This is a genomic window from Pseudomonas sp. BW7P1 (assembly GCF_024981055.1).
Taxonomy (GTDB): domain Bacteria; phylum Pseudomonadota; class Gammaproteobacteria; order Pseudomonadales; family Pseudomonadaceae; genus Aquipseudomonas; species Aquipseudomonas bananamidigenes.
The window spans coordinates 2,584,585-2,597,006 of sequence record NZ_CP103374.1 but is presented as its reverse complement, the minus strand read 5'-3'; the positions used below and the strand labels follow the sequence as shown (position 1 = coordinate 2,597,006).

Annotated in this window: 9 protein-coding genes; 2 read left to right on the top strand and 7 right to left on the bottom strand. The window is 62.1% G+C overall.

What is annotated here, in order from left to right:
* Positions 1-26: 26 nt before the first annotated feature.
* Positions 27-2,057, bottom strand: a complete 2,031-nt coding sequence (locus NWV16_RS11760; RefSeq protein ID WP_260523147.1) for a TonB-dependent receptor — start codon at positions 2,055-2,057, stop codon at positions 27-29.
* Between the two features lie 361 nt (positions 2,058-2,418).
* Here NWV16_RS11760 and katG point away from each other — a divergent pair, with 361 nt between their 5' ends.
* Complete coding sequence (gene katG, locus NWV16_RS11755) at positions 2,419-4,689, top strand: catalase/peroxidase HPI (RefSeq protein WP_260523146.1); 2,271 nt, start codon at positions 2,419-2,421, stop codon at positions 4,687-4,689.
* 129 nt (positions 4,690-4,818) lie between these two features.
* Here the strand turns inward: katG and pepN are convergent, their stop codons facing one another.
* The 6 genes from pepN to NWV16_RS11725 are packed head-to-tail and all read right to left on the bottom strand — an operon-like array spanning position 4,819 to position 11,331.
* Positions 4,819-7,476, bottom strand: a complete 2,658-nt coding sequence (gene pepN, locus NWV16_RS11750) for an aminopeptidase N (protein ID WP_260523145.1) — start codon at positions 7,474-7,476, stop codon at positions 4,819-4,821.
* Between the two features lie 10 nt (positions 7,477-7,486).
* The gene (locus NWV16_RS11745) at positions 7,487-8,317 is read right to left on the bottom strand and encodes a DUF2797 domain-containing protein (RefSeq protein WP_260523144.1); all 831 of its coding nucleotides are present in this window, start codon (positions 8,315-8,317) and stop codon (positions 7,487-7,489) included.
* Positions 8,314-8,574: a YeaC family protein gene (locus tag NWV16_RS11740; RefSeq protein ID WP_085698878.1), complete on the bottom strand. Its 261-nt coding sequence runs from the start codon at positions 8,572-8,574 to the stop codon at positions 8,314-8,316. The genes NWV16_RS11745 and NWV16_RS11740 overlap by 4 nt, the downstream gene beginning before the upstream one ends.
* A gap of 29 nt (positions 8,575-8,603) precedes the next feature.
* Positions 8,604-9,473, bottom strand: a complete 870-nt coding sequence (locus NWV16_RS11735) for a rhomboid family intramembrane serine protease (RefSeq protein WP_065261122.1) — start codon at positions 9,471-9,473, stop codon at positions 8,604-8,606.
* Positions 9,470-10,441, bottom strand: a complete 972-nt coding sequence (locus tag NWV16_RS11730) for a metallophosphoesterase (RefSeq protein WP_260523143.1) — start codon at positions 10,439-10,441, stop codon at positions 9,470-9,472. The genes NWV16_RS11735 and NWV16_RS11730 overlap by 4 nt, the downstream gene beginning before the upstream one ends.
* Positions 10,441-11,331: an NAD(+) kinase gene (locus NWV16_RS11725; RefSeq protein ID WP_065261120.1), complete on the bottom strand. Its 891-nt coding sequence runs from the start codon at positions 11,329-11,331 to the stop codon at positions 10,441-10,443. The genes NWV16_RS11730 and NWV16_RS11725 overlap by 1 nt, the downstream gene beginning before the upstream one ends.
* Before the next feature lie 114 nt (positions 11,332-11,445).
* Here NWV16_RS11725 and NWV16_RS11720 point away from each other — a divergent pair, with 114 nt between their 5' ends.
* Positions 11,446-12,396, top strand: a complete 951-nt coding sequence (locus NWV16_RS11720) for a DUF1853 family protein (protein ID WP_260523142.1) — start codon at positions 11,446-11,448, stop codon at positions 12,394-12,396.
* The last annotated feature ends 26 nt before the right edge of the window (positions 12,397-12,422 follow it).

Genomic DNA, 12,422 nt, shown 5'->3' with positions numbered 1-12,422 from the left:
TCGCGGGACGCTGGCGCGGGGAATGATCAGAAGGTAGTGCGCAATCCCACCTGAATGCTCCGCCCTTCTGCCGGCGCAATGTCGCGCAGGATCGAGCTGGCGTAGCGCACGGTCTGGTTGGTCAGGTTCTCGGCATTGACGAAGGCCAGCCATTTGCTCTGGCCCACGTCAAAGTGATACCCCACATTCGCACCCAGCGTGGTGTAGCCATCCGTGCTGCTTTCGTTGTCCGGTACCCGATGCTGGGAACTGGCGTGTTCCACATCGATTCGTGCCTGCCAGCGATCCAGTTCCCACAGCAACCCGGTGTTCAAGCGCAACGGCGCGATGCGCGGCAGGTCCTGACCGTTGTCGAGGTTCTTGGCCCGGGTGTAGTCGCCCGACAGTTCCAGCGCAAACTTGCCGTAGGCCGTTTCGCCGAGTTTCCAGCGATCCTGGGCTTCGATACCGCTGAAGCGTGCGCGGACACCCGAGTAGGCATATTCGGGAATGCCGGCGGCGTCCTCTTCACCTTCGTCATTGAGCGTGCGCCCGGTGCCGAGCAGACCGATGTAATTGGAGAAGTGGCTGTAGAACACGCCCACGCTGCCCTTGTGCGTGCCATTGTCAAAACGCAGGGCCAGATCGCTGGAGACGGCCTTCTCTTTTGACAGACCCGCATCCCCGACTTCATACGTGCCGGTCGCGACGTGGGCACCGTTGGCGTACAGCTCATAGAACGTCGGCGCCCGCTCGGTGTAGCCCAGCGTGGCGGCAACCGACCAGACCGGTGTCAGCGTGTACACCGCGCCAGACGACAGGCTGCCGGCGGTGAAGCTGCTGGAGCGGTCGGCATTGGCGAAGCGCTCGTTGCCTTTGGCGTCCGGGTCGACCGTGGTGTGTTCCAGACGACCGCCGAGGGTGAACAACAGGCGATCCGTGGCTTGCAGTTCTTCCAGCACGAACAGTGCACCGGCATGGGTATCGGTGTGCGGCACAAAGGCTTCTTCGCCCAGTGCCGAAAACTCATTACGGCTGACCTGCGCGCCGATCACCCCGTTGAACGGTCCCAACGGATGGTGCCGGGCTTCGACTCGCGCTTCGTAACCCTTGTTCTTGAACGTGGTGCCGACCTCGCCATCCTCGATTTCGCGGTGTTGGTAATCGGTGTAACCGGCGTCGAACTTGACCGAGCTGAACGGACCGTCGAGGTTGCGGATTTCCGAGGCGAACGCGTAGTGCTCCTGCTGCATGCGAATCCGCACGTCGTCTTCGGCCGGCGAGCCGTAATTGGAGTCGTAATTGCTGTACGACAGCCCCGCATAACCGTCATCCCAGGTGTAGGAACCGCCGACTGCTCCGCCGTCCTGACGACCGTCGCTGTTGGCCAGGCGATGCTTGCGGGAGTCGCCGTCATCCCCCGCACGTTCCCGGCTGCTTTTTGCGTAACCGGGGATTTTCAGATCATTGAACTCACGAGCGCTGGCGTCCAGGTGCAAGGCGAACTGGCCATTGCCGGCCTCGAGTTTCCCCGCGCTGCTGCGGGTGGTGTCGGCGCCGCCGTAACGCAGTTCACCGGCTCCGTGAATGCCGTCGATGGCCTCGGTCGGGATGCGGTTGTCGAAGGTGTTGACCACCCCGCCGATGGCGCTGCCGCCGTACAGCAACGCCGCCGGGCCGCGAACGATCTCGATGCGTTCGACGTTGATCGGGTCCAGTGGCACAGCGTGGTCGTAGGACAGCGAAGAAGCGTCCAGTGCGCCGACGCCGTTGCGCAGAATACGGATGCGATCACCATCCTGTCCGCGAATGATCGGGCGACTCGCACCCGGCCCGAAGTAGGACGACGACACGCCTGGCTGTTTGTTCAGGGTTTCGCCCAAGCTGCCTTTCTGCTGCAGCGTCAGATCATCGCCGCTCAACACGGTCGAGGGTGACGCGAGGGTCTGACTGCCCAACGGGTTGGCCGTGATGACCTGGGGTTGCAGTTCAAGGGGTTCGCCGGCGAACGCCGGGGATGCGATCAGCAGCGCAGAAGCCAGAAGGCTCGGCTGGAAGGAGGGAAAACGGGGAGACATTTCGAGAGTTCCGTAAGGCAGAAAGGTAGGGATCGCGGCCACCGCCACACAGACAGGTCAGTGACATCGATCAGATGAAATCATTTTTATGTTATACAATAACATTTACAATGGCCATCATGATTCTTGCCTCGATGCTTACAGCAACCGCTCAAGAACGGGATTCTCAACACTCAACCCCGCCGTTCGGCAACGAGCTGTCTGTGCATTCCCCGAAAAAAACAATGCAGAAAAGCGCTAAAAGACTATGCCTATCAGCCACCAATAGTCGGCCTATTAGCCGACCTTCCGAGTCGGGTCTAGCCTTACTAATCCGAAGTCGGCACGAGCCGGCCGCAGCAGACCTGATAAGGACCCGAACATGGCAAATGAATCGAAATGCCCGTTCAATCACGCCGCCGGCGGTGGCACGACGAACCGCGATTGGTGGCCGAATCAACTGAACCTGAAAATCCTGAGCCAGCACTCGCCCGCCTCCAATCCGCTGGGCCAGGACTTCGACTACGCCAAGGCCTTCAAGAGCCTGGACTTCCAGGCCCTGAAGCGCGACCTGACGGCACTGATGACCGACTCCCAGGACTGGTGGCCCGCCGACTTCGGCCACTACGGCCCGCTTTTCATCCGCATGGCCTGGCACAGCGCCGGCACCTATCGCACCGCTGATGGCCGGGGTGGCGCGGGCTCCGGCCAGCAACGCTTTGCCCCGCTCAACAGCTGGCCGGACAACGTCAGTCTCGACAAGGCCCGGCGCCTGCTGTGGCCGATCAAGCAGAAATACGGCCGCAACATTTCCTGGGCCGACCTGATCGTCCTCACCGGCAACGTCGCGCTGGAATCCATGGGCTTCAAGACCTTCGGATTCTCCGGCGGACGTCCCGATGTCTGGGAGCCGGACGAAGACGTGTACTGGGGTTCGGAAACCACTTGGCTGGGCGGTGACACCCGTTACGGAAAGCACCCCGAAGCCATGCAGGAACCGGGCGATGGCACGCTGGTGGCCGAACCGGCCGAGCACGGCCATGAACAGAGTCGCACCAATCAGGGCGAGCGCAATCTGGAAAACCCGCTGGCCGCCGTGCAGATGGGCCTGATCTACGTGAACCCCGAAGGCCCCGAGGGCAATCCCGACCCGGTAGCCTCGGCACGGGACATCCGTGAAACCTTTGGCCGCATGGCCATGAACGACGAGGAAACCGTGGCGCTGATTGCCGGCGGTCACGCTTTCGGCAAGACCCACGGCGCCGGTCCGGCCGATAACGTGGGCCCGGAACCGGAAGCCGCCGGCCTTGAACTTCAGGGCCTGGGCTGGAAAAACAGCTTCGGCAGCGGCAAAGGGGCCGACACCATCACCAGCGGTCTGGAAGTGACCTGGACCACTACGCCAACCCAATGGAGCAACAACTACCTGGAAAACCTGTTCGGCTTCGAGTGGGAGCTGACCAAGAGCCCGGCGGGCGCCCATCAGTGGAAACCGAAAAACGGCGCCGGGGCCGGCACCATTCCCCATGCCCACGACCCGAACAAGCGCATCGACCCGAGGATGCTCACCTCCGACCTGGCCCTGCGTTTCGACCCGGCCTACGAGAAAATTTCGCGGCGTTTTCTGGCCAATCCCGATCAACTGGCCGACGCCTTTGCCCGGGCCTGGTACAAGTTGATTCATCGGGACATGGGCCCGCTGTCACGCTATCTCGGCCCGGAAATGCCGCAAGAGGAACTGCTGTGGCAAGACCCGATTCCCGAGGCCAGCCATCCGCTGATCGACGACAGCGATATCAGGGCACTCAAAGGCCGAGTGCTGGCGTCGGGGCTGTCCGTTTCGGAACTGGTCTCCACTGCCTGGGCCGCTGCCTCGACGTTCCGGGGTTCGGACAAACGCGGCGGCGCCAACGGCGGACGTCTGCGTCTGGCACCCCAGCGGTTCTGGCAGGCCAACCAGCCCGAGCAACTGGACAAGGTGCTGAAAGTCCTCGAAGGCATTCAGAACGAGTTCAATGGCGGCCCTTCGGGCAAATCCGTCTCGCTGGCGGATCTGATCGTACTGGCCGGTAACGCCGGGGTCGAACAGGCGGCGAAAAACGCCGGACACACGGTGACCGTGCCGTTCAATCCGGGACGGACGGATGCGAGTCAGGAGCAGACCGACGTCGAATCGTTCGGTTTCCTTGAACCGCACACCGATGGTTTCCGCAACTACGCCGCCAGCACCTATCGTGTGCCCGCCGAGGCATTGCTGATCGACAAGGCGCAATTGCTGACCCTTTCGGCACCGGAAATGACCGTGCTGATCGGCGGCCTGCGGGTGCTGGACACCAATGTCGGCAAAACGAAGCACGGCGTGTTCACCGACAAGCCCGGCACCCTGACCAACGACTTCTTCCGCAACCTGCTGGACATGGGCGTGGAATGGAAACCGACGTCCAAGGCGGCGGATGAGTTCGAAGGTCGTGATCGCAAGACCGGCAATGTGAAATGGACGGGGACGCGGGTCGATCTGGTGTTCGGTTCCAACGCGATACTGCGGGCGCTGGCCGAGGTGTATGCCAGTTCCGATGCGAAGGAGCAGTTCGTCAACGACTTCGTTGCCGCGTGGGCGAAGGTGATGGATCTGGACCGGTTCGATCTGAAGTAACTGAAGAGACGCAAAAAACTGTGGGAGCGGGCTTGCCCGCGATGGCGGCATCAGATCCAACATAAATGTTGACTGATCTATCGCTATCGCTGGCAAGCCCGCTCCCACAGGGATTGTTTTGAATTCAGCTTACGCCAGGCTTTTGCTGACCACTTCATACACATCACTGGACAGCTGACCCGAAGCAAGAATCCGCTCCAGTTCCGCCTTCATCAACCCCTGACGAGCGCTGTCGTACTTGCGCCAGCGAGTCAGCGGCGCCAGTTGACGCGAGGCGATCTGCGGGTTGAAGCCGTTCAGCTCGATCACCAGATCGGCGAGGAAGCGATAACCGGAACCGTCTGCCGCGTGGAAGTTGATCAGGTTCTGCCCGGCGAACGCACCGACCAGTGCACGCACCTTGTTCGGGTTCTTGATGTTGAACGCCGGGTGCTGCATCAGGGCTTTCACACGGTCCAGACCGCCCGGCAAGGTGCTGCCGGCCTGCACGCTGAACCACTGGTCCATGACCAGCGGATTGTCCTTGAAGTGCTCGGCGAAACTGGCCAGGGCCTTGGCCTTCTCGTCCTCGAACGACGAGTTGACCAGCACCGCCAGCGCGGTGAGGCGTTCGGTCATGTTGTCACAGGTCTCGAACTGCTCCAGCGTTGCCGCCAGCACTTCAGGCTTGCCGCTGAGCATCAGGTACGACAACGCAATGTTCTGCAGCGCGCGACGGGCGAAATGCTCGGCTTCGGCCACATACGGGGTGTTTTTCGACAGATCGCGGTTGGCCTGATAACGCAGCCACAAGGCTTCGAACAGGTTGTCCGCCAGTTGCTGACGGGCAAATTCACGGGCGGTGTGGATCGCTTCGACGTCGGCGGTTTCGCTGATTTCGGTCAGGTAGGCTTCGCTTGGCAGCGAAAGCATCTCCGCCACCATCGCCTGATCCAGGGTCTGATCGGCCAGCACCGTGCGCAGGGCTGAAATCAGACGCGGATCGAGCACCAGGCTTTCGCCCTTCTGATGCTGGCCGATCAGTTCCTGCAGCACCTGCACCGACAGTTGCTGACCGGCGTCCCAGCGATTGAAACCGTCGCTGTCGTGCTGCATCAGGAACATCAGTTGATCGCGGTTGTACGGGAAGCTCAGTTTGACCGGCGCCGAGAAGCCACGCAGCAAGGACGGCAGCGGCTGTTCGGCGATGTCGACGAAGGTGAAGGTCTGCTCGGCTTCGGTGACCGAGATCACCCGCGAGGTCCCCTGAGCCGAGGCTTCACCGGCCAGACGCAGGGCGATTTCGTTGCCCTTGCTATCCAGCAGGCCCAGTGCCACCGGAATCACGAACGGCAGCTTTTCAACCTTGTCCGGCGTTTCCGGGCAGCTCTGGCGGAAGGTCAGGCTGTAGGTTTTCGCGGCGGCATCGTAAGACTCGCTGACTGCCAGACGCGGAGTACCGGCCTGGCTGTACCAGCGCTTGAACTGAGTCAGGTCGACACCGTTGGCATCTTCCATGGCCTTGACGAAATCGTCGCAGGTCACGGCCTGGCCGTCGTGGCGTTCAAAGTACAGATCGCTGCCCTTGCGGAAGCCTTCGGCGCCCAGCAGGGTGTGGATCATGCCGACCACTTCCGAACCCTTTTCGTACACGGTCAGGGTGTAGAAGTTGGAAATCTCGATGAAGCTGTCCGGGCGCACGGCGTGGGCCATGGGGCCTGCATCTTCGGCGAACTGGTGGGTACGCAGGTACGCCACGTCCTGAATGCGCTTGACCGTGGCCGAGTTCATGTCGGAGGAGAAGCCAGCGTCGCGGAATACGGTGAAGCCTTCCTTCAGCGACAGCTGGAACCAGTCACGGCAGGTCACGCGGTTGCCCGACCAGTTGTGGAAATACTCGTGGGCAACGATCGCCTCGACCCGCTGGTGCGCGGCGTCGGTGGCGGTTTCGGCCCGGGCCAGCACGGCGCTGGAGTTGAAGATGTTGAGGCCCTTGTTCTCCATGGCGCCCATATTGAAATCATTCACGGCGACGATCATGAAGATGTCCAGATCGTACTCGCGACCGTAGACCTCCTCGTCCCAGCGCATCGACTTCTTCAGGCTGTTCATCGCGTGCTGGCACTTGTCGATGTTTTCCGGCTCGACATAAATGCGCAGCGCCACGTTGCGGTTGGTCATGGTGGTGAAGGAGTCTTCGACGCACCACAAGTCACCGGCCACCAGTGCGAACAGGTACGCCGGTTTCATGAACGGGTCTTCCCAGGTCGCCCAGTGCCGGCCGTCTTCGCCGGGGCCGCTGGCGATCGGGTTGCCGTTGGACAGCAGCACCGGATAGCTGTGCTGCTCGGCGACCACCGTGGTGGTGAACTTGCTCATCACGTCCGGGCGGTCGAGGTAATAGGTGATCTTGCGGAAACCTTCGGCCTCGCACTGGGTGCAGAACATCTTGCCGGACTTGTACAGGCCTTCCAGCGCGGTGTTGGTTTCCGGGTGGATGCGGACGCTGGTGTCGACCGTGAAGGTTTCACTCTTCGGCTGCAGCGTCAGGTGATTCTCGGTCAACTGGTAGTCGGCAGCGCTCAGTGCCTGATCCGCCAGGCTCACCGACAGCAATTCCAGTTGCTGGCCATCGAGCACCAGCGGCGGCAGGCCCGGGCCACGGGCCGGGTTGCGGCGCATCACCAGTTGCGCGTGGACCAGGCTGTGGTCCTCGAACAACTCGAAGGTCAGGTGCGTTTCATCGATCAGGTACTCGGGCGCCTGATAGTCCTTCAGGTAAATCATCTTCGGTTGTTCGGTGCGCATGCTGAAGTCCTTATTGATGCACGGCGAGCTGATAGGCCGTGTACTTGCGAATGTTGATCACGCCGGTGTCGAAGATCAGGTACTGGCCCTTGATCCCCAGCAGCGTGCCTTCGGCAATCGGGTTCTTGTCCAGGTTGAAGCTGACGATCTTGGCCGGGTACTGCTCGACCGGGTAACGGATTTCCAGCGGCTCGACACCGGTGACCGGCTGAATCGCCTGCAAACCGAAACGTTCCTGCAAACCTCGCAGGCCTTCGGCGCAGCTGTCGAACAGTTGATCGCGCACCTGTGCCAGATCCACCGCCGCTGCGTCGCCCTTGAGCAAGGCGCGCCAGTTGGTCTTGTCCGCCACCTGACTGCGGAACAGGTCTTCGACGAAGCCCGATTGCTGGCGCGTGGAAACGCGCATGATCGGCAGCGCCTGGCTGGCGCCCTGATCGAGCCAGCGGGTCGGCAGTTGGGTCGCGCGGGTTATGCCGACCTTGATCCCCGACGAATTGGCGAGATAGACGACGTGGTCGGTCATGCAGAACTTCTCGCCCCACTCCGGCTCCCGGCAGGTGCCCGCCTCAAAGTGGCAGCGTTCCGGGCTCATGATGCACACGTCGCACTGGGCCAGTTTGGTCATGCATGGGTAGCAGTAACCCTGACTGAAACTGGTCTTGGTCTTGCGCCCACAATGGGTACAGTGAATCGCCCCCAGATACTCCAGACGCACCGTCGTGCCGATCAACGGGTTGACCGGCACCTCGACGTCATCCAGACGAAACGCGTATTGCACGTTCAGCCCGTCCAGGCGCGCCGACATTTTGCTGATTGCACCGCGGCCAATCTCGATCAATGGATGGCGTCCGACTTGAACAGGATGTTCGGCACCTCGATCGACTTCGACGCACACTCCTGCGGGCCCATGTAACCGGTGCGCTCTTCTTCGGGCAGGTTCTGTATTTCCCAGGCGATCATCGCCTGCAGCGACAGCTCGCGCTGTTCGGCGGTGAGTTTGCCACCGTCGGACCATTTGCCGATTTCCACGGCCAGTTTCAGGCTCTGGTAGATATCCGGGGTGATGTTCTTGATCAGGTCGTTAAAAGAGGACATCAGGGTCTCCGTGCTCTTTATTCAAAAATTCAGGCGGCCAGTTTACGGCGGTTGTACAAACCACCCAACAAACCGGTGAAGCATCCGATGAGTAACCCGCCGACGTGGGCGGCATTGGCGATCTGGCCGAAGCCGATGGCCGAGATCAGCCCGGACATGCACACCAGCAACCACACCAGCATCATCACCAGCACGCCTCGCGGCAGGCGATAGGCCGGGTTCGGCGCCAGCAGCTGGAAGATCCAGCAGTGGCCGAGCAACCCGTAAAGCACACCGGACAGACCGCCGAACAGGCTCGGGCCGCTCCAGACAAATTGCGCATAGTTGGACACGAGGCTGAACAGCAGCGTCAGACCGATCAGGTTGATGCTGCCCTGGCGCGACTCGATGCGCCGTCCCAGCTCCCAGTACCACATGCCGTTCATGGCCAGGTGCAGGATGCCGAAATGGATCAGCATCGGCGTGAACAGGCGCCACCACTGCCCTGCCGCCAGGCTGTCGGCCAGTGACGTGAAATGGATGTAGTCGCCGATCACCCGGAAATCGAGAAAGGTCAGCCAGCGCATCGTGTCGAGGTTGTCGCCCAGGTACGTCAGACCGCCGACCAGCAGGCTCAGCAACAGGATGAAGCCGGTCGCCCTGGCGTGTTTCAGTTGCTCGGCGAAGCTCGGCCGCTTGAAGGTCGGCGCTGCCGGAATATCCAGTTGCTGATCCGGGTCACCTGCCGGAAAGCGCTCATACAGCGAGCGCACGTCTTCGCTGATTTCCGACGGCACCCACAGCACCTGCTCGCCCGACTCTTCGCTCACGCGATGCGGCACCTGCATGCGTTGCAGCAGTTTGACGAACCCGCTCAGGTCCACCGCCAGTGGCAGACGCAATACCGCTACCGCGCTCATCGCAGCACCTCCGGCCGCTCGACATCGACCCAGACAAATTTATGCGGATCCAGGCGCGTCTCCTGATCCAGACGATAGGCCACCAGTTTGCCGTAGAGCACCGCACTGTAATCCAGACATGCGAGGTTCGGGCGGATCGGTGCCGGTTTGCCGCTGCGCCAGTAGTGGCCGACGAACAGTAACGGCTCATCGACGCCGTAGCGCAGCAGAGAATTTTTTTCACTGGAGGTCAGCGGCTTCTGCGCCACCGGTTCCGGCAGTGCATCGGGCTGGAACACGATGTCGCCGTAGGTCTGCGGATCGTCTTCCCAGAATTTGGTGCGGAAGAACGAACGCACCAGACCGTCGCCACTGGTCATGGTCAAACCATCCGGCAGGCGCATGTCGGTGCCGCGCAGCAGGCGATCGAACACGGTACAGGCGAAACTGCCCGGCACCGCCGATGCCTGGAGAAAGTGCTCGTCGACGCAGCCATCAGGAAACAATGCGCGCAACGGCTCGATCAGGCCGGCATCCCAACAGGCATGCACCACCCGGAAGCGACCGGCATCGACGAACAGCGGCAGTTCATAGAACCAGCGCTGGAAGTCGTGCCAGTCACCGGGATGCTGTTCGAATTGGGTCAGGGTTTCATGCAGCAGCCGGGCATGGCGCGGCGTGTGCTCGCGCACGAACTGCTTGCCGCTGCCGGGCGGTGCCGGTGTGCTCCAGCCCAGCGCGTTGAATTCGTGGTTGCCCATGATGCACAAGGCCTGACCGGCCTCGACCATGTCGTGGACGATGTGCAGCGCCTCGCGAATCCGTGGGCCACGGTCGATGATGTCGCCGACGAACACGGCCATGCGCGATGGATGCCGCCAGACCCCGCCCTGCTTGTGGAAACCGAGACGGTCCAGCAGGTGTTCCAGGGTCAGGGCGCATCCGTGCACGTCACCGATCAGGTCATAACTGCGCGCAGGATCGAGCATCAGTCGCCTCCACCACCCAACCGGCTGCCCCAGCCGAGCTTGGTGCGGCAGACTTCGTAATAGTTGTGGTCGAGCGGATGGATCAGCCGCAGCTTCTGCGCTTTCTTGCTGACGGTGATGGTGTCGCCCGGCGCGCAGGTGAAGTGGTTTTGCCCGTCGCAGGAGACCTGCGGGTAGATCTGCATATCTTTGGACACGACGATTTTCAGCTCACTGTTGCCATCGACCACGATCGGTCTGCCCGACAAGGTATGGGGGTACATCGGCACAATCACAATAGCGTCGAGCTTGGGATGCATGATCGGGCCGCCGGCGGACAGCGCGTACGCGGTGGAACCGGTCGGCGTGGCGACGATCAGGCCGTCGGCCTTCTGGCTGCAGACGAACTGGCCGTCGATGTACAGCTCGAACTCGATCATCCGCGTCGATTTGCCGGGGTGCAGCACCACGTCGTTCAGCGCATCGCCCTGGCCGATAGCCTCGGCGTGACGACGGACTTCGGCCTGCAGCAGGAAACGGTTTTCCACCAGATAGTGGCCGTCCAGCACTTCGGCGACCTTGATTTCCAGCTCGTCGGGACGAATGTCGGTGAGAAAGCCGAGACTGCCACGGTTGATCCCGAGTACCGGGATATTGTGTCTGGCCAGTGCCCGGGCCGCGCCGAGCAGGCTGCCGTCACCGCCGACGACGATGACCATGTCGCAGACTTCGCCGAGCATCTTGCGCGAGGAGGTTTGCAGGCCATGACCGGGCAGGACTTCGGCGATGGTGTCTTCGAGGATCACATGCAGGTGACGGTCGAGCAGAAAGCGTTTCAGTCGGCGGACGGTATCCAGCACCTGGGAACTGCCCAGGCGACCGATGATGCCGATATTACGAAATTGCTCCATGGGACTCCTGCGAGGGGCTGCGGCGGCGAAAACGACGATTATGGGCGAAAGCGCCGGATAGACAAAACCCTTTCAGCCCAAGAGTGCGCCTGCGTTTAAGGCTATGCTCGCAAGATGATCCTGTTTCCCGATTTACTCCAGTTGCCCCACCAGTTGCGCCACCCTGAAGTGCGCGATCTGGCGTGGGTCATCCTCGCCCCGCCGATGCTCGCTGCCACGCCGTGGCCGCAACGTCATCCGCTGGCGGGCAGCGACTGGGTGCACGACCCTGAGCGACTGGCGCACTGGCTGCATCGTCTCGACCGGGACAGCTACGGTCTGCTGCAATGGCTGTCCCAGGCCCGCACCCGGCGCCTGGGCCTGTATTACGAACGGCTCTGGCAATTCGCCGTGGAGCAGGCGCCCGGGATCGAACTGATCGCCGCCAACCTGCCGATCCGCCGCGAAGGTCACACCCTCGGCGAACTCGACATGCTGCTGCGTGACCGCGACGGGGTGCATCATCTGGAACTGGCGATCAAACTCTACCTCGGTCCGCAGGACGGCAACGGGCATGACCCGGCGCGATGGCTTGGCCCCGGCTGCCATGATCGACTGGACCGCAAACTGGCCCATCTGAGCCAACACCAGCTGCCGATTTCCGCCCGCCCGGAAAGCCGTGAGGCCCTGGCGGCGCTGGATATCGAATCATTCAGTGCGCAATTGTGGCTGGGCGGTTATCTGCTGTATCCGTGGCCCGGGCAATCGGCCCCCCCGAGCGGCGCGCATCCGCAGCATCTGCGCGGCAGCTGGCTGCATCAAAAGGATTGGCCGGCGTTTGTTGCCCAGCGCCCGGGCGGTCGCTGGCAACCCCTGCCCCGCCATGCGTGGCTGGCACCGGCGCACTACCCGGCAGATCAGGCCTGGAGCCACGAGCAGTTGCGGGCCTGGCTCGCTGCACTGGAACCGCTGGCCCCGGCACAGTTGATGGTGCGCCTCACCGAAAATGCCCGGGGCGAATGGGAAGAGGCCGAGCGGCTGTTTCTGGTGTCAGACCTTTGGCCGAACGTGCCCGGCCAATCCTGATTTCTGTGCCGCCTGATCCGGCCCCT